This is a genomic window from Schaalia naturae (genome assembly GCF_042665795.1).
Lineage (GTDB): Bacteria > Actinomycetota > Actinomycetes > Actinomycetales > Actinomycetaceae > Pauljensenia > Pauljensenia naturae.
The window spans coordinates 715263-740084 of record NZ_JBHTEF010000001.1 but is presented as its reverse complement, the minus strand read 5'-3'; the positions used below and the strand labels follow the sequence as shown (position 1 = coordinate 740084).

Sequence of the window (24822 nt, the reverse complement as noted above, 5' to 3'; positions counted from 1 at the left end):
GCGAGACCCGTCTCACCACCGCCCGCGCAGGTCAGCGCCGGACGGTCAGCGCCGCGACAGTGCCGCCCAGCGCGCCGCCGAGGTGCATCTGCCACGACACGGACGGGCCGGCCGCGAGGATGCCCTGGGCCATCGCGGCTCCGTAGACGGCCACCACGACGACCGCGATGAGGACGTCGCGCACCGCGATCCCCAGCGTGCGGCCGCCGGGGATGAGCGCCCCCACCACGATGTCGGAGAAGTAGCCGAAGACCAGCCCCGAGGCCCCGACGACGACGGTCCCCGCCGGCGTGAGCGCCCAGGCCAGCGCTCCTCCTCCGATCATCGCCCACACGGTGACCGCGTAGAACTCCCGGTGGCTGCGCAGCGCCACCAGGGTTCCCAGGACCGCGAAGGACATCGTGTTCCCCACGATGTGGGCCAGGCCGGCGTGCAGGAAGGGCGCGGTGAAGACGCCCCACCACCGGTCCGGGTCGCCCGCGATCAGGCCGAAGGAGACAAGGTTGACTCCCGGCACCACGGTCTCGGCGACGAAGACCGCCCAGATGAGGGCGAGCATCGCGACGACGGGCGCGGGTCCCGCCGACCGACGACGACTCGTCCGCGCCGGACGCCCCGGCGCCCGCGAGGGGGACGCCGCCCAATGGTCGGAGGTCATGGTGACATTGTGGCGGGCGCTCCCCACCGGCGCTCGGCGGGACGTGAAACGCCTCCAAGACTGACAGCGCTGTCCTATCCTGAGGGAACGATCCCTCCGTCGGTCGGACCCGACACACGTCAACGCAGACCCCATGATCCCTGGAGTACCCGATGCGCCTGTTTTCCCCCCGCCCGGTGTCCGTCCTCGCGACAGGCGCCCTCGTCCTCACCGGCCTCGTGTGCCAGCCCTCGGCCGAGGCCTCCCCCGCTCCGGCACCGGTCGACGCCGTTGCCGCCGTCAATCCCTTCATCGGCACCGAGGAGACCGTGTCCGTCAACGAGGGGAACGCTCGGGGAAACGCCGCCTACGGCAACACGTTCCCCGGCGCCACGATGCCCTTCGGCATGGTCCAGAACAGTCCCGCCACCTATGCGTCCCAGAAGGTCAACGACGACATTGGCCACACCCGAGGCGGCTACGAGTACAACGCGGACGTGATCCGCGGATTCGGCCTCACCCGGCTGTCGGGGACCGGATGCTCCGGGCGCTTCGGCGGATTCGACTTCCCGATCCTTCCCTACACCGGGCCCCTGACCGGCTCCGCTCTGCCGTCCAGCCCCGCCGACGACGTGACGGCGTACTATCTGCCGTTCTCCCACGACAACGAGTCCGCCGAGCCCGGCTACTACGCAGTCACGTCCGACAACGGGGTGAAGTCCGAGCTCACGGCCACCACCCGCACGGCCGTCGACCGATTCGCGTTCCCCGCCGGAGGAGACTCCGCGACGTTGGTCCTCGACGCCGCCGGGTCGAACAACGACGTCTCGAACGCGTCGCTCACGATAGACCCCGTCGCGCGGACCGTCTCCGGATCGGTCACGGCGAAGATCGTGTGCGCATCCGGCCCGTCCTACACCGTGTACTTCTCGGCGGCCTTCGACCGGGACTTCGCCTCCTATGGCACATGGACCGGCAACACCGTGACGGCCGGAGGGACCGCTGCCTCCGCCACGACGCAGAAACACGGAGCGGGCGGTTGGCTGGCCTTCGCCCCCGGCTCGACCGTGACGGCTCATATCGGCCTGAGCTATGTGTCGGTGGACGGCGCCGCCGCCAACCTCGCGGCCGAGTCCGCCTCGCTGGGCATCGACGACGTGCGCGCCTCCGGGCGCGCCGCCTGGGAGGACGCGCTGGGCGCAATCGACGCGCGCGGCGGCGGCGAGGACGCCGACACGAAGTTCTACACCGCGCTTTACCACGCCCTGGGCAGCCCGGCCACCTTCGAGGACGCCGACGGGCGCTACACCGGCTACGACGGCCAGGTCCATCAGGTGAGGGACGGCCACCATTTCTACGTGAACTTCTCCGGCTGGGACACCTATCGCGGCCAGGCGCAGCTGATCGCCGTGCTGGAGCCCCAGGTCGCCAGCGACGTCAACCAATCGATCGTCGATATGGTCGACCAGTCGGGAAGGTGGTCGTCCTGGCCCAGCTACAACCAGATCCAGACCAAGATGAGCGGCGACTCGCTCCAGGTCATCGTCTCCTCCACCGATGCCTTCGGATCCACCGACTACGACCGTCAGCAGGCGTTGGAGTCCATGGTGGAGAGCCAGTCGGTCCCCGCGGCCGCGACGGAGTCCAACCGCTCCGACGCCTTCCTCTACACGACGCTCGGCTGGGTGAACGGCGACTCGAAGAACGCGGCGACCTCACGCACCTTGGAGTACGCCACCGACGACTTCGCCATCGCTCAGCTGGCCCGGCGTCTCGGCGACTCCGACGCGTCCCAGTCGTTCAGCCAGCGCTCGCAGAACTGGATGAACGTCTTCGACTACGCAGCCGGCCACATCGACGCCCGCAACAAGAACGGGTTCATGAACGCCCCGTTGAACACCCAGGGCGACCAGTACGAACAGTCGACGGGCAACCAATACGGCTTCTCGGTGCCCTTCAACATGGCGTCGCTCATCCAGGCGCGCGGCGGGGTCGACGCCTCGACCGCAGTCCTGGACACGATGCTGACGGAACTCGACGCCGGAGCCTTCTCCGACTATTCGTACCTGACGAACCAGCCGAGCTTCGGGCTGCCGTGGGTCTACAACTGGCTGCAGGCTCCCGCCAAAGCGGCGGACACCCTGGACCGCGCGGTCGCCGAGCTCTATGGGACCGGACCTGACGGCCTGATGGGCAACGACGACCTCGGGTCTCTGTCGGCGTGGTACGTCTGGGCGAGCCTCGGCCTCTACCCCGGCATCTACGGGACCGCGAATCTCCTCGTGAGCTCCCCGATGTTCGACTCCATCACGATCGCCTCAGGCAACGCCGACCGGACGATCTCGATCTCCGCGCCGGGCGCGACCTCCGGACGGCGTCACATCGCGGGTCTGTCAGTCGATGGCGTTGCGCAGACCTCGAGCTGGCTGCCCGAGTCTTTCGCGCGCAACGGCGGAACGCTGGACTTCACCATGACTTCCGACGCCGCCCCTTCATGGGGCACCGGAGCGGACGACGCGCCGCCCTCGTACGAGGAGGGGACCGACGACCGCAACGGACGCGGCATCACGAAGGACGGCGCGAAGAACCAGGGCACCCTGGACGTCAACGGCGCGACACTCTCCTATGAGAGGCTCGCCGCCCTCGGCGCCACGCCGGGAGCCTCCCTCCGGTTCGGCGACACCGGGGTGACGTTCACCTGGCCCGACTCCGCCGACGGCACCCGCCCAGACCACTACATCCCCCACGGGCAGCGCCTCGATGTCGACGACGTCAAGACCTCTGGGATCTCATTCCTGGGGCTCGCCACCAATGGCCCGTCGACCGGCGACGCGACCGTCGAGTACACCGACGGCACCACGGCGACCGTCAAGGTGTTCCTCTCCGACTGGACGCCGTCGACGGTGCCCGCAGGCAACACCGCCGTGCTGTCGACCAGCGGGCGCAACACGAAGGAAGGCGGATCCGACACGGCGTCCCCGAGGGTGTTCGCCACCGACGTCCAGGCGCTGGACGCGACGAAGACCGTCGCCGCCGTGGACCTGCCGACCATCGTCGACAAGGGCATCATGCACATCTTCGCGATCGGGTTCCAGAACCCCACGGCGGGGGCTGCCCTGGCGACGTCCACGTCGCTGTCCCTGTCCGCCTCCTCCACGGATCCGGACCACCCCGTCACAGCGACGCTGACCGTCGCGCCCGCCGGGGCTCCCGGCGTGCTGACGCTCGCGGACGGCGGCGCCGAACTCGGCCACGCGGAGGCCGGCTCGGACGGCTCCGCCGCGATCTCCGTCCCGACGACGCTGAGCACCGGACGGCATCAGCTGACCGCCACCTTCGTCCCGGACGACGTCGAGGCGTACATGCCGTCGTCATCCGAGGAGGTCGCGCTCACCGTGCTGCCCCCCTCGTCGACGGCCGGCAGTCCGCTGTGGTCGCGCTCCTACGAGGCCGGTACACCGGCCCCCGCCGGATTCCCCGAGCGGGGCGCCACCGCGGGCGTCGTCGGCGAGACAGCCGTCCAGCCCGGCCAGGTCACGGAGGTGACCTCCACCGATCCCAACATGGGCAACATCAAGGAGTACGTCGCCCGCCTGTCCGACGGCGATCCGGAGACGAAATGGTACGCGGCCGGTTCGGGGGCGCCCACGCAGGACGATCCGGTCATCGCGGCCTACCGCCTCGCCGGGGCACGGACCGCGACGGGGTACTCCCTCACGGCCAGTGGAGATTCCTCGAAGTTCCCCGAGCGCGATCCGGAGTCCTGGCAGATCCTCGGCAGCAACGACGCCGATGCGGATGACGACCTCACGGGGCCGTCGTGGACGGTGCTCTCCTCCGAGGCCGACCAGTCGTTCGCCGCCAACGGGCTGACGCGTTTCTACCGCATCCAGGATCCCGGCAGCTACACGCGCTACCAGCTGCGCATCACCGCGAACGCGGGCGGCGCCACGAGGACCGCGAACACGCAGATCGCCGACTGGACGCTCTCGACGGACGCCGGTGACACACCGCGCGCCCTCGGCCTGTCCGTGCGCCAGACGGGCACGGCACCCGGAGGCGCGGGCGACCAGGCGCTTCGTTACGCGGGCCGCGTCCTCTCCGACGGACCCGCCCGGTCCTCGACCGTCCTCCAGATGAACCTCGACGTACCCGTCACCTCAGACACGACGCTGTCCTACCTGTTCCGACCGGACTCCCAGGAGTCCGTCCCCGTGAGCGTCGACATCGTGTACTCCCCCTCCGACGGGTCCGGGGACGAGGTCCTGCCCGGCACGGCCGCCGCTGCCGCCCCGGGCGCGTGGACGCCCGTCACCGTCGACCTGTCGTCGCTGGCCGGTTCCCGCGTGCGCGAGCTGCGACTGCGTTACGAGGACCCTGATGCCTCCGGAGGGTCCCTGGTCAGCGGGTGGATCGACGCCCTCACGGTGGGTGCGCCCCTTGTCGATCAGAGCACGGCCTGGACCTATTTGGACGCGCCCGACGTCGACCCGGCGGGTGGCGCCGTCGACCGCACCGTCTGGACGGCCACGTCCTTCACCCCCGGAGACCAGTGGTCGCGGAACCTCGGGCCGTTCGGAGCCAAGGGCACCGGCACCGACCTCGGGCCCTCCTTCCCGGTGACGACGAAGCTCGACCTGTCCAGGGACGGCCGGCCCTCCGCGGATGTCGAAGGCTACTTCTTCCGCACGACGGTCGACCTGGACCAGGCCGTCATCGACTCAGGCACCGGTCTGACGGGCACCGTGGTCTTCGACGACACAGCCACCATCTATGTCAACGGCATCCGGGTGGCGGGCTGGAACGACTCGGCGATCCAGAGCAACATCCAGTACCAGACGCCGGACGGCACGGCCGGAGGCGGGGACCCCGTGTCCCAAACGTTCGCCGTTCCGGCCTCGATGCTCGTCGCCGGGCGGAACACGATCGCCGTCGAGGTTCACCAATGCAACTCGACCTCATCGGACATCTACTTCTCGATGCCCCGGCTCGCCCTGGATGCGGGCGGCAGCCCGCTTCCCTACCGCGATGACCAGCTCGACGCGACGTACTCCTCCGACGGGGCGTCCGCACCGGACGGCCTCGACCACTACACGTGGCTGCTCCGCTCCTTCACAGACGCCGAGAAGAGCTCGACGATGGGTCCGAACACGGTCTATCCCTCAGGGACGGCTGCGGAGGACCTGTCGGCCGTCAACGACCGAACGGTCGTTGACATCAACAACGCGCCGACGTCCTCCACGAACAAGCTCGATCCCGCCGTCGAGGAGGCGCTGAGGGACGGAGCGGGCAGCCCGTACCTCACCATGGCCGACGGCCTGGGAGACACCATCGGCCCCCTGTACGCACAGGCGCTCGCCAATGACGAGCTGCCGAAGACCGAGGCCCTGCTGAGCTGGCGCGTCGAGAAGCCGACGAAGGCCTCCGGCGACGCCTACCAGACGGCGAAGGACAACTACCAGTACAAACGCCCATTCGTCCGGATGGGCTTCAGCGACTCCGGCGGCCTCATCCAGAAATGGGATTCGGCCAACGGCTACTCGGGTCTCGCCGGCGACGGATCGTTCCCCAGCGGGCACACGTCCCACGCGTACTCGCAGGGCATCACCCTGGCCACGCTTCTTCCCGAGCTCGCCCCCGGCATTCTCGCCCGCACCTCCGAGTACGCGAACAACCGCATCGTCCTGGCGTTCCACTACCCCACGGACATCATGGGAGGTCGGATCGTCGGCGAGGACACGACGGCCCGTCGTTGGTCGGACCCCGGGTACCGGGAGCTCCTGCTGGAGGCCCGCGACGAGTTGGTCGCCGTCCTCGCGGAGAAGTGCCAGGAGGTCGGTGCCGGACGCACACTGGACGAGTGCGCAGCCGGCCAGGCGCCCTTCCTGTCCGACGAGGACGCCGAGACCGTCTACCGCGATCGGCTCACGTATGGATTCCCGCAGGTGGGGGCCGCAGACCAGACGCCGTCCGTTCCCTCGGGAGCGTCGAACCTGTTGCTCACGGCCTTCCCGGACCTCACGGACGCGCAGCGCACCACGGTTCTGGCGGCCACCGGACTCCCCTCCGGGTACGTCCTCGACCAAACCGGCGACGAGGGAAGCTACCAGCGTCTCGATCTGCTCGCCGCGATGACCGCTTCGGTCCAGGTGGGCGACGACGGCTCGATGACCGTCAACGGCGTGAGGGTCGATGCCGACGGCGTCCCGGTCGCCGTGGATCCGGTTGTTGTCACGCCTGGTGAGGTGACGTTCACGGACCGTGACGGCACAGCTGACGACACGTACACGATCCCCGGGACCGAGGGCGTCGAGTACGTCGTGGACGGCCGGGTCGTCGAGCCCGGCGCCCACCCGGCCACCGGCACGGTGGCCGTGACGGCGCGTCCCGCCGGCGACGGCTACGTCCTGGCGGACGGCGCGGCACGCGAGTGGTCGCACACCTTCTCCGCCGGGACCGGGCCCGCCCCGCGACCGAGCCCGACGGAACCCGCGAACCCGTCAAAGCCGTCCACCGGGACCGGCGCTCTGGCGAGCACCGGATCACCAACAGGACTCCTGGCGACGATGGCGACGATCCTGGCGCTCGCCGGCGCCGGGACCGCCGCTCTCCGCCGTCGCCGTGCCTGACGACGAGGAAGTGACGGGGCGGGCCCGCACGACGTCGGGCCCGCCCCTGCGCGCACTCCGCTGAGGATGAGGCACCAGGCCGACCGCGCGTTCGGGCTACCGGGAGATCGCGCAGCCGGACCCTCGGCCGTCGCCGTTCACCGGGACGGCCCCGACGGTCCCCCGCGCCTGCGCATCGTGGGGCGCGCCCGCACAGCAGAGGGGCGGAGCCGCCTGGCAGCGCGCCCCGCCCCTTCGATCCTGCCGATGAGAACCTCAGCTCAGTCCCGGTGGCGCCTCCGGACCGCCATGGCGCCGGCGCCCAGAGTCAGCGACAACCCGGCCAGTACGCCGACCAGTCCTGTTGGTGATCCGGTGCTCGCCAGAGCGCCGGTCCCGGTGGACGGCTTTGACGGGTTCGCGGGTTCCGTCGGGCTCGGTCGCGGGGCGGGCCCGGTCCCGGCGGAGAAGGTGTGCGACCACTCGCGTGCCGCGCCGTCCGCCAGGACGTAGCCGTCGCCGGCGGGACGCGCCGTCACGGCCACCGTGCCGGTGGCCGGGTGGGCGCCGGGCTCGACGACCCGGCCGTCCACGACGTACTCGACGCCCTCGGTCCCGGGGATCGTGTACGTGTCGTCAGCTGTGCCGTCACGGTCCGTGAACGTCACCTCACCAGGCGTGACAACAACCGGATCCACGGGTGGGGTCTGCTTCGCGGTCACCGTCAGGACGACCGCCTCCGACTCCGAGCCGGCATAGGCCTCCGCGTCCGCCGGCGTGAACACGGCCGTCAGCGCGTGATCGCCCACGGCGAGCTCCGCGGGCAGCGCTGCCGACGCGGTCCCGTCCCCGCCGATCTCCAGGGCGTCGACGAGGACCTCGTCGCCTTCGGCGATGGTCACGACGCCTGCCGGCGCCGGCATTGGGGCCCGGGCGAGCCGCTCCGCCCCCTCCGCCGTCGAGACGGCCACCGTCGCCGTCACCGTCGATGCCTCCCCCTCGACCACCGACTCCGCCGAGAGCCGCAGGGTCGTGGTCGTCGCCGCAGGCTCCGCGGGCTGGTCCGGCGCATTCGTGGCCATGGCGAAGATGCGCTGCTTCTCCGCGGTCGGGAGGACGACGTGGGTGATCGTGAGCCCCTCTGGCGCCGAGATCACCGGCGTCGACCAGATGATCGCGCCCAGGCCGTTGGTGGCGGGTCCGGATGCGGTGTTGCGTTCAGGCATCGTCGCGACCTGGATGTCGCCGAAGCTCGGCGTCTGATCGGGGCCGGTGGGGATCACCCAGTCGTCGAGCCCCAGCGTGAGCGTCGCAGAGGAGCCGTCGGAGTAGAAGATGGTTCCCTCCGCGCTCTGGCCGCCGTTGCGGGCTGCGCCGATGAAGCTCATCGATGTCGGGTGCCCGGGGACAAGGATCGTCTGCCCGGCGGGTTGGACCGCATCGGGCTCCCCGGCCTCGGAGGAGGGCCAGGTGAAGGCCAGATCCGTGCCGGGCACCGCCGACTCGGCGCCCGGTGCGAGACCGGCGTCCGACAGCCCCTCGCGCTGGTAGGAGGCGCCTTCATTGTCGAAGTCGCCGATCGCCCCCCGGTCCCCCTTCGGAGCGGTGGCGACGATCCCGAAGGCGTTCTCCAGCGGCATCGGCGCGTCGATCGTGACGGGGACGACCGCGGTCGCCGCCTCCTCTCCTCCGGCGAGGCGGACCGGCAGGGCGGCGGTGGCGCCCACGGCCGCCGCGTCCGCGCTGATCGTCACCGAGATGCGCGTGAGCTCTCCCGCGCCGATCGTGGCCTCTGGAACAGCCGCCGTGAGCGGCGAGCCCTCGGGCCCCGTCCCCGTCACGGTCACGGGGTCGGTGCCGATGTTGCGGACGGCGACCGTGGCCTGGACGGTCCCTCCGGGGGCGACGCTCACCGGAGCCTCCGCACCGGCCAGCAGCGTCGAGCCACCCTCGCCGTACGAGGGCGGCGCCGCGTCCTCGCCCGTCGCCCAGGATGTGTCCCTCTCCGCGGAGAGCGTGTAGTCGATAGTGCCGCCCGACAGGACGTCGCCGCCTGCGACCCATGCCTGGTCGGCCGGCTGGCCGTTGACGCTCAGCCCGGAGATATAGCGGTGGGACCGGGCCCCGGGCGCGGTGATCGTGATCTGGTCTCCGGCACCCGGACGGATGACGATCTTCTCGAACACCGGCGTGGACACGGCGAGGTTCGTGGTGCCCGGCGTGATGGGGTACAGCCCCATCGCCGCCCACAGGTACCAGGACGACATCGCTCCCAGATCGTCGTTTCCGGGGAGCCCGTTGATCGTCGGACCGTAGTGGGAGGTCCGGACCGCGTCTGTCACCTCCTGCGTACGCCACGGCTGGCCGACGAAGTCGTAGAGCCACGGGATATGGAAATCGATCTCGTTCCCCGCCCACATATAGGGCTCGTCGGCCCCGGCGTTGGTCTTCTGGAAGAACGCGTCCAGCCGCTCCGCGGCCGCCTCCCGCCCGCCGATGGCGCTCACCAGGGAGTCGATGTCCTGGGGGACGAGCCACAGGTACTGCTCGGAGTTGCCCTCGTCGAACCCGGACTCCCCCATCCTCGGGGATTCCCGCCTGTCCGCCTCGAGGAACGCCCCGTCGGCCGCTCGTGGAGCCACTGTGTTCCACGCGGGGTTGAAGATGTTCCTCCACCACGTCGACCGTTCCTGGAACTTGGTCGCTGTGACAGAGTCTCCCAGCGCTTCGGCGAAGCGCCCGATGGCGAAGTCGTCGATCGACCATTCCTGGGTGGTCGAAGCGCTGGTGTCCCCCTGGTCCCCGTGGAACGCGGCGGTCGGCGGCGCGTACCCCAGTCCGTTGTACTGCTCGGCGCCCTTGCGCTCCCAGTACTGCGGTTGGATTTGGTTCTGGTTGCCGGTCAGGGCGCTGCTCACCATGTAGGTCAGCGCCGTGGCGGTGTCGAAGCCGGTGCCCCCGAACGCGTGGGCGTTGACGATCAGGGGAACGACGTTGTCGCCGGTCATCTGGTTCGTCGTGCCGTTGGCCATCTTCCACCGGGGGAACGCGCCTGACTGCTTCGCGTCGTTGACCAGGGACTGGGCGAGGTCGGAGGCGACGTCCGGGTCGAGCATCGCCTGCAGTGGGACGAGGGAGCGGTAGGTGTCCCAGTCGGAGACGTTCGTGTACTGGGCGTCCTGCCCCTCCTCCAGCTGGTGCACGGTGCCGTCGAAGCCCAGGTAGCGTCCGTCGGCGTCGTCGAACGTGTTCGGGTGCAGCATCGCCCGGTAGAGCGACGTGTAGAACATCTCGGTGTCCTCCGCCGAGCCTCCGGAGACCTCGATGCGGCTCAGCGCGTCGTTCCACGCCTCCTCCGCGGAGGCGCGGATCTCGTCGAAGGACCGTCCCCCGGACTCGGCGGCGAGGTTCGCCCGCGCGCCCTCCACGGACACGAAGGAGACACCCACCCGGGTCTCGATGGTCTGTCCGCCGGGGAACTGGAGCCACGCGCCTGAGCGGCCTCCCGTGCCGGTGAGCACGCCGTCGGCGTTGACGCCGTCCCGGCCCCACGTGCCGGCCTTCTGGGCCGGCTGGCTGAACTCGACGGCGTAGTAGATCGTGTACTCGTTGCCCTTGCCGCAGAAATCGCCCGTCGTGGCCGATCCGGTCACGGTGGTGAGGTCCTCGGACACTGTCGCCTCGGCGTCGCTGTTCCCGTTGAGGGACCCCCCGGAGCGGACGTGGACGTAGGCCGGGGCGTCGGCCTTCGAGAAGGTGAAGCGGCCGATCCCGGTGCGCGTGGTCGCCGACAGTTCGGCCGTCACGCCCGTGTCGGGAAACTGCGCGGTGTAGTACCCCGGGACGCCGACCTCGGTGTCGTCGTGGGCGATCCTCTCCGTGGCGTACCAAGGCTGGCCACCCGGCGCCGTCGTCGTGGGCAGGATCGGGATGTCCCCGAAGGCCGTGCATCCCGCCGACGAGTGCGTCATCGAGAATCCGGTGACGTTCGGATTGTCGTGGCTGTACCCCCAGTAGGTCGAGGAGGTGTCCGGGGAGAACTGCACCATTCCGTAGGGGACCGCGGGCCCGGGGAACTGGTTGATGGTCCCGACGTGCTCACCTCCCGTCCCGGTGCCGATCAGCGTGTCCACGTGATCGGTCGGCGCGTCCTCGGCCGCCTGGGCGGGCGGTGTCGCCGACACGGCGCCGGCGACGGTCAGCGCGCCCACGGCCGCGAGCGCTCCGATCCTCGATCTGAGTCCCCTTGTCATCGTGTTTCCCCTTTCGTCGCCCGGGTGGCTTCTCGTCGAGTTCCCGCCGTCGTGATGAGTCCCAGCGCGCCGACCGCGAGCGCCGCGAGCCACAGCGCCGGGTCCGCTCCCGTGTCGGACAGGCCCTCGACGGCGTCCGCGGAGGGCGGGGCGGTCGCCGGGGTTCCCGGCCTGTCCGGGGCCGCCGGGCCGGTCGGCTCCGCCGGCTCAGTCGGCTCGGCGGCGGTGACCTCGATGGTGACGGGGGCGGCCTCGGCTCCGGACCAGGCGATCCGGTCGTCCGGGACGAACACGGCCGTGAGCTCGTGCCGTCCCACCGCGAGATCTGTGATCGCCGGTGCCGGTTCGCGGCTCCGGGTCGACCATTCGCCGAGCAGGCGGTCGCCCTCGTAGATCCGGACGGATCCGGGGGCGGCTGGGTCGACGGAGACCTCGATCGCGACCGGTGCCCCCTGCCCGATGGAGTCGGGAGCCGTGGCTGTGAGCTCCGGATGGACCCACACGGGCGCATCGGAGGCGATCGCGAAGAGGTGCATCTTCTCGTTGTCCGGAACAGTGACGGAGACGAGGTCCTGTCCTTCCGGCACGTCGATCGCCGCTGTGGCGTACAGGCCGCACGCCGCGCCGTCCGAGCCCGACCTCGACCCGCGTTGAGCGGTGATCGCGAGGGGCCTCGAGCCTCCTCCCGGGTTCGCCCCTGAGCACCAGTCCGGCATCGAGATCGCGGCCGTGGTCTGCGACGTCTCCCCCGTCGACTCCTCGCGCAGCCCGAGGACGACGTCGCCGTCGTAGGTCCCGTTGTTCGAGGCGCCGACCAGCGCGATCTGCCCGGAGTCGGCCAGGGCCTCGGGCATCTGGAGGGTCTGCCCCCTCATCCGGAGGTTGTCGGGCCCCTCGGCCGCGATCCAATAGGCGAGCCGGGTCTCGGGGATCGTCAGGAGCGCGCCGGCGGGCACTCCGGCGCCGGTCAGCAGGGTCCGGTCGAAGAAGTAGCCCATGCCGTCGAAGTCGGCGTTGGCCCGGCCGATGTCGCCGATGGCGGTGTTGTCGAAGGAGCTCTCCAGGTACGAGGCCGGACCGACCTGTACCGGGACCTCGGTGGCGGACTCCTGGTCGCCGGTCGCAGCGGTCAGCGTGAGCGCGTGCTCGCCGGAGGCCGCCCATTCGGGCGCCGTCACCGTGACGGCCGTGGACGTGGAGGCGGGAAGTCCGTTCGACGCCGCGCTCCACTGGACTTGGTCCGGATCCGTCGCCAGTCCCTCGCCGGACGCCGTCAGCGTGCCGGAGAGCGTTCCCGCGCCCTGGGCGAGGACTGAGGCCTCGACTGTCAGCGTTCCCCCGGGCCGCACCCACAGGTTCGACGGAGAGGCCGAGACGGAGAGCCGCTGCTGGGTGCGGTCCGCGTCGATCATCGGGTCGGGCGCGGCGTCCTCGCCGGTGGCCCAGTTGGACGCCGCGGTCCCGACCGCGATGTCGACCTCGGACACCGCGTCCAGATCCGGGTCCTCGATGTAGCCCGCGCCCCAGTCGATTCCGTCCATCGAGACGCCCTGGATGTAGCGCGCCTCGTCCGACACGCCATCCGACCTGATGACCAGCGGCTTCCCGTCGGGGCGCTGGATGGTCACCTTCTCGAACGCGGGGGTGGACAGCCCCCACAGGTCCTGCCCGGGGACGATCGGGAACAGGCCGATCGACGCGAGGACGTACCAGGCGGACATCGTCCCCAGGTCGTCGTTGCCGGTCACGCCCGTCGGCCCGTCGGTGAACAGCGTCCGAGCGGCGCGCAGGACGTCGGAGGTCTTCCAGGGTTCGCCGGCCCACAGGTACATGAAGGGCGCGTGGAGGTCGGGCTCGTTGTTCGGGTTGTAGCGGTCGTTGCCGTAGTAGTCGTAGGTGCCGGTCACCCATTTCTGGCGGGCCGTCCCCTCCGGGTCGGTGACGACATCGGGGAAGGCGAAGAAGCGGTCGAGCCGGTCGATCGTCGCGTTCGTCCCGCCGAGGAGTCCCATGAGGTCCTCCGGGTCCTGTTGGACGAGCCACGTGTACTGCACGGCGGTGGCCTCGTGGAACCCGCGGGCCTGAGCGGGGTCCTCGCTGCCGGAGAAAGCCCCGGACCGGTCCCGCGCGCGGAAGTAGCCGGTCGAGGGATCGAAGATGTTGCGGTAGCTGGTTCCCCTGGCGGCGAGACGGTCGGCGTCCGCGGTGTGGCCCAGGGCGCGGCCCATCGTCGACAGGGCGGCGTCCGCCAGGGCGTACTCGAGGGTGGCCGATCCTCCGTGGTCGAGGTCGTAGTCGCCGGGCCCCTTGCGGGTGGACGGGTCCTGGGGCACGTAGCCGTCCCGGATGTACTCCACGTTCCCGGCGCGCCCGTTGGCGAAGGAGTCTGCGGGAGGGACGCCGTCGGCATTGTGGAGGAGGACCTCCCAGGCCTCCTCCTCATGGCCCTGGAGGAGGCCCTGGGACCACGCCGACACCAGCCAGACGGTCCCCGGGTCCCCGGTCATGATGTTGGTCTCGGCGGTGGCGAATCCCCATCGGGGGAGCCAGCCGTATTGCTGGCCCTGGCGGACGAGCGAGAGCGCTTGGTCGGCGGCCGCCTCGGGGTCCAGCAGGGCGACGAGTTGCTCCTGGGTCCGGTAGGTGTCCCACAGCGAGTAGTTCTGGTAATAGGTGAAGTCCGGGTCGTCCTCCCGGTGGATCTCCCGGTCCCACCCCGTGTAGCGGCCGTCGACGTCGCTTCCGATGTTGGGCGCGAGGAGGCTGCGGTACAGGGATGAGTAGAAGACCCGCCGCGTCGCCGCGTCCGCCCCTTCGATGTCGATCGAGTGCAGGCGGGTCTCCCAGTCCACTGTCGCCCGGGCGAGCGCCTGTTCGTAGGTCGCGGACTCCGCCTCGAGGTTGGCGGCCGCTCCCGCGGGGTCGACGTAGCTCAGCGCCGTCTGGGCCTCGACAGTGGTGTCGCCGTCGCTCGCGTCGAACTGGACCCAGGCGCCGTGCCGGCCCGCTCCACTGGAGGTCTGGTCGGCCGAGATCGCGTCGCCCGACCAGGTGCCCGCGGCCGCCACGTCACGGTCGAAGACGGTCCTCGTGTAGAAGGTCACCTCGGGCGTGTCCTGGCAGAAGCCCTTCGTGGTGATCCGGGCCTCGACCGTGCGCGCGTCAACGATGGAGACCGCCGAGTCGACCACCGTGTTGAGGGCCTGGCCGGTGTTGATGAGGACGGTGGCCTTCTCGGTGGACGGGAACGTGTAGCGCGCGACCGCGGTGCGCGCAGTCGCCGTGAGCTCCGCGGTCACCGTGCCGCCGGGGGCCTCGAGGCCCACCGAGTACTGGCCGGCGGAGGCGTGCTCCGAGGCGTGGGAGTACCCCAGGGCGTAACGCGCGTCGTCCGTCGACACGGGGTCGCCCGTGGTCGCCAGCATCGGCTGGACCCCGCCGAGGGAGCATCCCACCCCCGAGAGGTGGACCAGCGAGAATCCCCGGATCTCGGCTCTGCCGTAGTCGTAGCCGACGTTGTGGCCGTTGTCCGGGGAGAACTGCACCATCCCGAAGGGCGTGGCGGCCCCCGGGTAGGTGTTCCCCTCGTCCTGCGTCCCGATGAAGGGGTTGACGAGGCCGGCGAGGGGCTCGGCCTCCTCCGCCGCCCGGGCGGGGGCGGCGGACACGGCTCCCGCGCCCGCGAGGGCCGCGGTCGCGACCAGCGCCGCGAGGGCTCGGGGGACTCGGGACCTGCGGCGGGCGCCCGTTGTGCGCGTGTGGGACATGGCGATCCTCGTGCTCGACTGCAGTGTCGTCCGTTGCCACGTCTCCGTGGCACGGGATGGGACTGATGGCGAGGATAGTCAGCGCTGTCATAGTTGCGCACGCCCTTCCCCGAAATGTGACGTGTCACATAATCTCGAGGATCTCGATGCTCACGCGCGGCAGGAACACGAGACGCCGTCGCCCGCCTCGGGCTCCCGCCAGAGGGGTCCATACAGAGGGGCCCATAGGACCTGAAAGCGCCCCAACAGCACCAAATGCCGGAACGCGAACTCGGACGGTTTCCTCCTCACGCCCGTGGCCTGCATCAATGCCGACGCGCCCGGTGCCGGTCCGCGCGGACCTCCGGGTATTCTGTGCGACATTCGACGTTCTCCGGCCGTCGCGACCACGACGGGCCCCGGCGAATCGGGGGCCATAGGTCCAGATCAAGCAGTGGCCGCCCCCGTCGAGGACGGGGACGGCCAGAGGACGCGCCGGGGCGCAGTGCCGCCGGGTGGTGCGGGGCCCCTATCGGCCCAGATCCGCGCTCAGGCGAGCGTGCCCATCGGATCCCAGGCCGGCAGGGCCAGAGGCTCCTCGGTGACGGCGGGGCGCAGGTCCTCGGGCAGCGCGTCGATCTTCACGACGACCTCGAAGACGTAGTCGGTGAACCATGCGTCGTCCATCGTGAAGTAGCCCTTGTCCCCGGGCTCCTCCCCCCACGAGTTCTCCACGCGCCAACGGCGCGGGGTCCCGTCCTCGGCGATGTCGACGCCCGTGAAGAGCATGGCGTGGTTCATCGCGGACTCACCGCTGATGACCCGCTGCTCCTTCGTCGTCGACAGGTCGACGCCGAACAGCCCCGAGTAGTCGTGGAGCCCGCCGACCAGCAGACCGGAGTCGCGGTCCGCCTGCTGGGAGACGTCCGCGCCGAACCACACCGGCTCGCCCGCCGCCAGCGCATCCGCGGCCAGCCGCTTGACCAGGTCCATGGGGGCGTTGATGTAACGGATCTCCCGACCGCCGACCACATTGCCCAGATGCTCGACCGTCAAGGCGCTCCCCTTCGGGTGGGCGGCGCGCGGGTCGTCGACCAGGCAGACGTAGCGCGTGAGGTCCATCCCGACGTGGCGGTCGAAGAACTCGCGGGGCGTCAGCGTGCCCTCGCGGTGGAACCCGCCCTCGTCGTCCTGCCACTCCCAGTCGAAACGGGAGGGCGGCACCCCCAGGGAGATGACGAGGATGCGCCAGACGTCGCCCAGCACGGACTCCTTCGCGGCCCGAAGCTCATCCGCAGAGGCGCCCGCCGCGACCTGCGCGCGCAGATCCAGGGCCGAACGCCGCAGGAGGACCTGCAGCTGGGTATTCATCCGTCGGGTGTTGGAGGACGGCTGGGTCTCCGGCATCGCCTGCTTGGGGACGACCCCGTGCTTGAGGTAGAGGGACACCGCCATGTCCCACTGGCCGCCATCGCCCAGGACCTCGGCGAGAAGGAACTGGACGAGGCGGGAGCCGAGGTCCTGCGAGGCCGTCGCGATGACGTCCTCGAGGAACCAGTTCGCCCGCTCGAACTTGTCCCAGAACATCGCGTAGTTCTGAGAGAACTCGAAGTCCTTGACCCCCAGGTCGGCGCGCGCCCGCGAGCGCAGGAGGTTGAGGGAGGAGAACAGCCAGCACCGGCCCGATTTCTTCTGGCTCGTCACCGCCCAGTTGTCCAGGCGGTTCGACACCACCGTGGGAGTGCCCACCACCCTGCCCCGATCCAGCGCCGACTCGTCGATGCCCGACCGGGTCACGGCGTTGAGCGCGAGGCGCAGCGCGGGGTCGGACTCGGGCCGGCTGAGCCGGTCGAACAGCGCGCCGTCGATGGCGCCTGTGAGCGTGGTCATGGATGTGGTCCTCCTGGCTCGGATGCTGATGCCCCGATGGTACGCCGGAGGATCAGGCGGCCCGCCGAGACCCCGTTCCCGGGCCCGCGGGCCGGCGCTGCGCCCGAGCGGCGAGCAGCCCCAGCAGGGCCGCCAGCGCCCCGGGGTCCGCCTCCGGATCCTCCGGATGCCACTGGACGCCCATGACCGGCGCGCGCCGGTGCTCGACCGCCTCGACGACGCCGTCGGCGGAGCGGGCCGTGACCTCCAGGGAGCCGGGAACGCGGTCGATGCTCTGGTGGTGAGCGGAGTGGACCTCGACCCGCCCCTCCCCCAGCGCTCCGGCCAGGCGCGAACCCGCCCGGACGGCGACCTCGTGGCGGGCGAAGTGGTGGTCGCGGAGCAGATGGGGGTTGTGGTGCCGTGTCCCCGGGATGTCCTGGACCAGCGTCGCCCCCAACGCGACGCCGATGACCTGCAGGCCGCGGCAGATGCCGAGCAGGGGGATGCGGTGGCGGACGGCCGCGCGGACGATCGCGATCTGCGCGACGTCGGCGCGCGCCCAGTGGCGGCTGGCGCCGGGATAGTCGGCCGCTCCCCCGTAGTAGCGGGGGTCGACGTCCTCGCCGCCCATCAGGATGACGGCGTCGGCCAGGCGCGCCGCGCGAACGGCCGCTCGGTCCCCGTCGAGCTGGGCGAACTCTCGGACCACGTCCCAGCCGGGGGCGGCCGCCGCCGTCAGCGAGGCCCACATCCGATCCACGTGCGCGTTGTACAGCGCCTCGCCCGGCCGTTCGGGCAGCGCATTCGAGATGAGCAGCGTGGGTCGATGGGAGGACATGGCCCGACTGTGGCACCGGAACGGACGCCGCGGCACCCATGTCCGCCCAATGGTCTCCGGTGAATCCCGGACCGTGGGGCGCGCCCGGCCCTCCCCGCCGGCTCGTAGACTGGGCGGCGGCACAACAGAGTCGACGACGGCACGAGCGACGTGCCTACCGAGAGGACGGCACGCCCATGACCCGCACGGCATCCGGAACGGAGATCACGCTGGCATCGGGAGGCTATCGCGCGCGGCTCGTGACCGTGGGCGCCGGGCTTGCGGGCCTGACCCTGGGTGGACACGATCTCGTCGTTCCCCACGCCGCCTCCGAGCTGCCCCGCGGGTGGCTCGGCAAGACGCTCGTGCCCTGGCCCAACCGGATCTCTGGGGGAACGTATTCCTGGGCCGGCTCGACCTACCACGCCCCCGTCAACGAGCCGCAGACGGGAGCCGCCCTGCATGGGCTGATGGGCTGGGTCGACTGGTCGGTCGTCCATGCGGACTCGGACTCGGCGACGCTCGGCGCGTTCATCGCGCCGCGGTACTGGTACCCGTGGGCCCTGCAGTCCTGGGTGACCTACGCCCTCCATGAGGAGACCGGGCTGTCCGTGACGATCACCTCGACGAACGTCGGCTCCGAGGCCGCGCCCTACGGCGCCTCCTCCCACCCCTACCTCACCCTGGACCTGGAACCCTGCGACGCCTACTCGCTGAAGGTCCCCGCCTCCAGCGCGCTGGAGACCGACAGCAACCTCTCCCCCGTGGCCCGGCGGCCGGTCGGCGAGCTTGACCTGGACTTCCGCTCCGCCCGCCTCATCGGCGCCCGGAGGATCGACCACGCCTTCACCGATCTGCCGGAGGGCCCCTGGTCCGTGTCCCTGCGCTCCGCCGAGTCCGGTCTGTCCGTGTCGCTCGAGTCCGACGCCCCATGGGTCCAGGTCTACAGCGGAGAGGAGCAGGGGCGCCGCGGAGTCGCCGTGGAGGCCATGACCTGCGCCCCCGACGCCTTCAACTCCGGGGAGGGCCTGATCGCCCTGGAGCCCGGCGAGAGCGCGAGCCTCACCTTCGGCATCCGCGGGTCCCTCGCGGACTGACGCGGAGGACGGCCTCCCGCGCGGGCGAGGGGAGCGACATCTCACATCATGACATTGCGCGCCCAAGACCTTGGTTTTGGCGGATCATGACCGGCATGCATGTGGGCCCTGGCCCCTGTGCGTCAGTCCCGACGATCAAGGAGCGCGCGCATGTCCCCCCATCCTTCCCGTGCCGTCCTGAGCACCCTTGCCACTCTCTCCGCACTCGCCCTCCTGGCCGGGTGCTCCTCCGGGGGCGGCTCCGCCGATGAGTCCGGCGAGCCAGCCGCCAGCGGCGGGGGCGGAGGCGGCGACATCGTCATCGGCACCACCGACAAGGTCACGAGCCTCGACCCCGCCGGGTCCTACGACAACGGCTCCTTCGCCGTCCAGGTCAACGTGTTCCCGTTCCTGCTCGACGCCCCCGAGGGATCCTCCGACGTCGAGCCCGATATCGCGGAGTCGGCGGAGTTCACCTCCGACACCGACTACACGGTGACGCTGAAGCCCGACCTCACCTGGGCGAACGGGCACGCTCTGACCTCCTCCGACGTCAAGTTCACCTTCGACCGGCAGCTCGCCATCAACGACCCGAACGGCCCGGCTTCCCTGCTGTCGAACCTCGACTCCGTGGAGGCGCCCGACGACACCACGGTGGTCTTCCACCTCAAGAGCGCCAACGACCAGACGTTCCCGCAGGTGCTGAGCTCCCCCGCCGGGCCGATCGTCGACGAGGAGGTCTTCGACCCCGATGCCCTGACGCCCGCGGCCGACATCGTCGCCGGCAACGCCTTCGGCGGCCAGTACGTCATCTCCACCTACCAGGAGAACCAGACGATCCTCTACGAGCCGAACCCGAACTACGGCGGGCACCGCGATCCGGCGGCCAACGACTCGGTGACCGTGTCGTACTTCGCGGACTCCTCGAACCTCAAGCTCGCCGTCCAGCAGGGCGACGTCGATGTGGCGTACCGGTCCCTCTCGGCGACTGACATCGCCGACCTCGAGAACGATGACAACGTCACCGTCCAGACAGGACCGGGCGGCGAGATCCGCTACATCGTCTTCAACTTCGACACCCAGCCCTACGGCGCGTCCGCGGAGGACGCGGACGGGGCGAAGGCGCTGGCCGTCCGCCAAGCCGTCGCCGACCTCGTCGACCGCGACGCGATCGCCGACCAGGTCTACAAGGGCACGTACACGCCCCTCTACTCCTACGTGCCCGAGGGCCTGACCGGCGCGACCGAGTCCCTCAAGAGCCTCTACGGCGACGGCGAGGGCGGGCCCGACGCGGACAAGGCGGCCTCGACGCTCGAGGCGGCGGGTGTCGAGACCCCGGTGGCCCTGGACCTGCAGTACACGCCCGAGCACTACGGCCCCTCAGCCGGTGACGAGTACGCGCTGATCAAGCAGCAGCTGGAGGACTCCGGCCTGTTCACCGTCAATCTGAAGTCCACCGAATGGGTGCAGTACTCGAAGGACCGCACCGCGGACGTCTACCCCGCCTACCAGCTGGGCTGGTTCCCGGACTACTCCGACGCCGACAATTACCTCACGCCCTTCTTCCTCGAAGGCGGATTCCTGGCCAACCACTACGACAACCCGGATGTGGATGAGCTGATCCGGCAGCAGCAGGTCGAGGGCGATGCCGACAAGCGCGCGGAGCTGATCGGCGAGATCCAGGACAAGGTGGCGGCCGATCTGTCCACCGTGCCCCTTCTGCAGGGTGCGCAGGTGGCCGTGACCGGCACCGACGTCCAGGGCGTCAACCTGGACGCGTCCTTCAAGTTCTTCTACGCCCCCATCACCAAGTGACCGCGCGAGAGGCGGGGGCGTCCATCGCGTCGCCCCCGCCTCTCCTCGTCACCCCCACCACCTGAGGATCCCGGACATGTCCAGTCCCGCCGTTCCAGCAGTCGATCCGGGCGCAGCGCCGCCCTCGACCCCGGCCCCGTCCGTCCAGGCGCCGCTCCGGGCGAGGAAGGGCCCGTCGGCCCTGTGGCGCTACATCCTCACGCGGTTCCTCCTCATCATCCCCACGGTGTTCATCCTGGTCACGATGGTCTTCTTCCTCATGCACACCATCGGAGACCCGATCACCGCCTCCGTCGGCGACCGCCTCAAGCCCGAGGACCTCCAGGCGCGCATCCACGAGGCCGGGTACGACCGGCCCCTCCTCGTCCAATATGGGGACTACCTGGCCCACCTGGTGCGCGGCGATTTCGGAACGACGATCTCCGACAACCGCGCCGTCACCGACATCCTCACGACTTACGGGACGGCCACCCTCGAACTCGCCTTCTACGCGCTGGTCATCGCCTTCGTCGTCGGGATCCCCCTGGGCATGGTCGCCGCCCACGTGCGCGACCGGTGGGGGGACGCGCTGCTGCGGGTCCTCGCGATCCTCTTCTACGCGACCCCCGTCTTCTTCTCCGGGCTGCTGCTCAAGCTCGTCCTCGGCGTGGGGCTGGGCGTCCTGCCCGTCAGCGGACGGGCCTCCACCCGCGTCGAGCTGCGCCTGTCGACGATGGACGGGGCCAGCGGCATCTACCTCCTCGACGCGATCCGCTCCGGTCGGCTCGACTACGTCGGCGACGTCCTTTCCCACGCGGTCCTCCCCGGCCTCGCGCTGGGGCTCATGACCGCCGGCGTCTTCCTCCGTCTGGTCCGCACGAACATGATCGCGACGCTGGGAACCGACTACGTCGACGCCGCCCGCTCGCGCGGCGTCTCCGAGGGCCGGCTGGTCCGCCGCCACGCCTTCAAGCCGGCGCTCATCCCCATCGTCACGGTCATCGGCCTGGAGATCGCCATGCTCCTCTCCGGCGCCGTCCTCACGGAGACGACCTTCGAGTGGAAGGGCCTGGGCTTCCAGCTGGCCCAGTACCTCACCGCCCGGGACTTCGTCGCCGTGCAGGGCATCGTCGCCCTGCTGGCCGTCATCGTCGCGGTCACGAACTTCATCGTCGACATCGTCGCGGCGCTCATCGATCCCCGAGTGAGGTACTGATGGCCCCCGTCGCCGTTCCCCCCACCCAGCGGCGCTTCCGCACCGACTGGCGTCGCCTCATCCCGTTGCGCGCCCAGCTGGCCCAGGCCGTGGGGCTCCAGCGCGGCATGCTTCTCGCCGGGCTCGTCGTCATCGCCGTGTTCGTGCTGGTGGCCCTGTTCGCTCCGCTGTTGGCGCCCTACGGGTATGCCCAGCTGTCGGACGCCGCCGGAAATTTCGGTGCGCAGCAGGCGCCCTCGTCCCAGCACTGGTGGGGCACGACCGTATCGGGGTACGACGTGCTCTCCCGGACCATCTGGGGGGCGCGCACCGCCCTGATCATGGTCATCGCGGGCGTCGTCCTGTCCCTCTTCGCGGGCGTGCTGCTGGGGCTCCTCTCCGGTTACTTCGGCGGGTGGGCGGACCGGGTGCTCGTGGTCGTCACGGACGCGATCTACGCCTTCCCCTCGCTGCTGCTCGCCATCGTGATGTCGATCGTGATCTCCAAGGGCCAGTCGGGCCTGTGGACCGGCATCCTCGCCGCCGCCTTCTCGATCACCGTCGTGTTCATCCCGGAGTACTTCCGCGTCGTGCGCGCCGAGGTCCTCCGCGTGAAGTCCGAGGCCTTCGTCGAGTCCGCCCGCGTGATCGGCGCCTCGAACTGGCGGATCATGACGCGTCACGTCCTGCGCAACTCGACGCGCACGCTTCCCCTGATCCTCACGCTCAACGCCTCGGAGTCGATCCTCACCCTGGCCGGACTGGGCTTCCTGGGCTTCGGCATCGAGCCCACGTCCGCCGCCGAGTGGGGATTCGACCTCAACAAGTCGGTCTCGGACGTGGCCGCCGGCATCTGGTGGACGTCCGTGTGGCCGGGCCTGGCGATCGTGCTGGTCGTCCTCGGCCTCACGCTGGTCGGCGAGTCCCTCAACGATCTCTCCGACCCCCGGCTGCGCACACGGCGCCGCCTCGTGCGCTCGGATGTGCGGGGCGGGCCGGGGACGACCGACCTCGACGCCTCGGGCGTCCCCGTCGCCCCCGGGGTCCCCATCGCCGAGGACTGGGTCCCCCGGCTCCCCACCGACGAGGACGGCGCTGCCGAGGAGGCCACCCGATGAGCACGCAGGACACTCCGCCCGTCGTCTCCATCCGCGATCTCGACATCGCCTTCTCGGTCGACGCGGGATCCGTCGAGGCCGTCTCCGACGTCTCCCTGGACATCCGCCGCGGCTCGATCCTGGCGATCGTCGGCGAGTCCGGCTCCGGCAAGACCGTCACCTCGAAGTCGATCCTGGGGCTGCTGCCCGAGACCGCGACGGCCCGCGGCGCGGTCCTGCTCGAGCACCGCGCCGACGCCGCGATGCGCGACGTCATCTCCCTGCGCGGGCACCAGCTGCGCCAGATCCGGGGCGCCGACGCCGCGATGGTGTTCCAGGAGCCCACGAGCGTCCTCAACCCGGTCTACAAGATCGGATGGCAGATCGCGGAGGGCCTGCGCGCCCATGGGGGGATCTCCCGGAAGGAGGCGAGGGCGCGCGCCATCGAGTACCTGGGCCTGGTCGGGATCCCCGACCCCGCGGAGAGGGTGGATTACTACCCCCACCAGTTCTCCGGCGGCCAGAAGCAGCGCATCGTCATCGCGATGGCGCTCGCGCTCAGGCCCGGCCTCATCATCGCCGACGAACCCACCACCGCCCTCGACGTCACCGTCCAGGCGGAGATCCTTGAGCTCCTGCGGCGCTGCCGCGACGAGTTCGACGCGACGATCCTCCTCATCACCCACAACATGGGCGTCGTCGCGGACCTGGCGGACGAGGTCGCCGTCATGCACCACGGCCGCATCATCGAGCAGGCCCCGGTGCGCGAGCTCTTCTCCCACCCGCGCCAGGAGTGGACGCGCACGCTGCTGGCGGCCGTCCCCCGCATCGGGCAGGAGCCGCCGCGGGTCCTGCCCGAGGAGCCGTCCTCGCCCCCGGAGACGCCCCGCCGCGCGGAGGCCGTCGTGGCCGCCCGGGACATGACGGTCGAGTTCCCCGGACGGTGGGGGCGCCCGCCGTTCCGGGCGGTCGACGGGATCTCCTTCGAGATCCGCCCCGGGGAGGTCCTGGGCCTGGTGGGCGAGTCGGGATCGGGAAAGACGACGACGGGCCGCGCGATCGCGGGCCTCCAGCGCATCCACTCGGGGTCGTTGGAGGTGCTCGGCCATGAGATGCGCGACTTCTCGGAACGCCGGTTCCGCCCCGTGCGCCGCGACATCGGATTCGTGTTCCAGGATCCGGGGACGAGCTTCAACCCCCAGCTCACCATCGCCCAGTGCATCGCGGAGCCCCTGGTGGTCCACGGGGCCGCGGAGGACTCCCTGGACGCGAGACCGCGGGTCGACGAGCTGCTCGAGGCCGTCCAGCTGCACCCCTCCTTCGGGGACCGGTTCCCCCACGAGCTCTCAGGCGGCCAGCGCCAGCGCGCCTCCCTGGCCCGGGCGCTCGCGTTGGACCCGAAGCTGCTCATCGCCGACGAGCCGACCTCCGCCCTGGACGTCTCCGTCCAGGCCCGCGTGCTGCGCTTGTTCCGGGACCTGCAGGATCAGCTGCGCTTCGCCTGCCTCTTCATCACCCACGATCTCGCGGTCGTCGACCTGGTCGCCCACGAGGTCGCGGTCCTCTACCGCGGCCGCATCGTCGAGCGCGGCGTCACGCGCCAGGTCCTCACCGACCCTCAGGACCCCTACACGCAGCGTCTCATCGCGTCCCTGCCTGTGCCGGACCCGGTCGAGCAGGCCCGCCGGCGCGAGGAATTCCTCCGGCTCGAACCCGGTCCCCGCTGA

At 70.6% G+C, this 24822-nt stretch carries 11 protein-coding genes; 6 read left to right on the top strand and 5 right to left on the bottom strand.

What is annotated here, in order from left to right; genetic code table 11:
* Positions 1 to 31 precede the first annotated feature (31 nt).
* Complete coding sequence (locus tag ACFQWG_RS03205; protein WP_380972042.1) at positions 32 to 658, bottom strand: rhomboid family intramembrane serine protease; 627 nt, start codon at positions 656 to 658, stop codon at positions 32 to 34.
* Between the two features lie 152 nt (positions 659 to 810).
* On the opposite strand from ACFQWG_RS03205, the gene ACFQWG_RS03200 reads away from it, so the two are divergent.
* The gene (locus tag ACFQWG_RS03200; RefSeq protein WP_380972040.1) at positions 811 to 7266 is read left to right on the top strand and encodes a GH92 family glycosyl hydrolase; all 6456 of its coding nucleotides are present in this window, start codon (positions 811 to 813) and stop codon (positions 7264 to 7266) included.
* Positions 7267 to 7526: 260 nt separating this feature from the next.
* On the opposite strand, the gene ACFQWG_RS03195 is transcribed toward ACFQWG_RS03200, so the two are convergent.
* From ACFQWG_RS03195 to ACFQWG_RS03180, 4 genes are all read right to left on the bottom strand, one after another.
* The gene (locus ACFQWG_RS03195; protein WP_380972038.1) at positions 7527 to 11498 is read right to left on the bottom strand and encodes a GH92 family glycosyl hydrolase; all 3972 of its coding nucleotides are present in this window, start codon (positions 11496 to 11498) and stop codon (positions 7527 to 7529) included.
* Positions 11495 to 15265 carry a GH92 family glycosyl hydrolase gene (locus ACFQWG_RS03190; RefSeq protein WP_380972036.1) on the bottom strand — a complete coding sequence of 1257 codons (3771 nt, stop codon included), beginning with the start codon at positions 15263 to 15265 and terminating at the stop codon, positions 11495 to 11497. Before ACFQWG_RS03190 ends, ACFQWG_RS03195 begins: the two co-directional genes overlap by 4 nt.
* 528 nt (positions 15266 to 15793) lie before the next feature.
* A complete protein-coding gene (locus tag ACFQWG_RS03185) occupies positions 15794 to 17134 on the bottom strand; it encodes a C1 family peptidase (protein ID WP_380972034.1) in 1341 nt (446 codons plus the stop codon).
* Between the two features lie 52 nt (positions 17135 to 17186).
* A complete protein-coding gene (locus ACFQWG_RS03180; protein ID WP_380972032.1) occupies positions 17187 to 17954 on the bottom strand; it encodes a gamma-glutamyl-gamma-aminobutyrate hydrolase family protein in 768 nt (255 codons plus the stop codon).
* A 176-nt stretch (positions 17955 to 18130) separates the two neighbouring features.
* Here ACFQWG_RS03180 and ACFQWG_RS03175 point away from each other — a divergent pair, with 176 nt between their 5' ends.
* The 5 genes from ACFQWG_RS03175 to ACFQWG_RS03155 all read left to right on the top strand — a co-directional run bounded on the left by ACFQWG_RS03175 (position 18131) and on the right by ACFQWG_RS03155 (position 24822).
* On the top strand, positions 18131 to 19030 hold the full coding sequence (locus ACFQWG_RS03175) for an aldose-1-epimerase (RefSeq protein ID WP_380972030.1): 900 nt from the start codon (positions 18131 to 18133) through the stop codon (positions 19028 to 19030).
* Positions 19031 to 19180: 150 nt separating this feature from the next.
* Complete coding sequence (locus tag ACFQWG_RS03170) at positions 19181 to 20824, top strand: ABC transporter substrate-binding protein (protein ID WP_380972028.1); 1644 nt, start codon at positions 19181 to 19183, stop codon at positions 20822 to 20824.
* Between the two features lie 76 nt (positions 20825 to 20900).
* Complete coding sequence (locus tag ACFQWG_RS03165; protein WP_380972026.1) at positions 20901 to 22019, top strand: ABC transporter permease; 1119 nt, start codon at positions 20901 to 20903, stop codon at positions 22017 to 22019.
* Entirely contained in the window at positions 22019 to 23116 is a 1098-nt protein-coding gene (locus ACFQWG_RS03160) for an ABC transporter permease (RefSeq protein ID WP_380972024.1), read from the top strand. Before ACFQWG_RS03165 ends, ACFQWG_RS03160 begins: the two co-directional genes overlap by 1 nt.
* Positions 23113 to 24822, top strand: coding sequence for a dipeptide ABC transporter ATP-binding protein (locus tag ACFQWG_RS03155; protein WP_380972022.1), 1710 nt, complete (start codon positions 23113 to 23115; stop codon positions 24820 to 24822). The genes ACFQWG_RS03160 and ACFQWG_RS03155 overlap by 4 nt, the downstream gene beginning before the upstream one ends.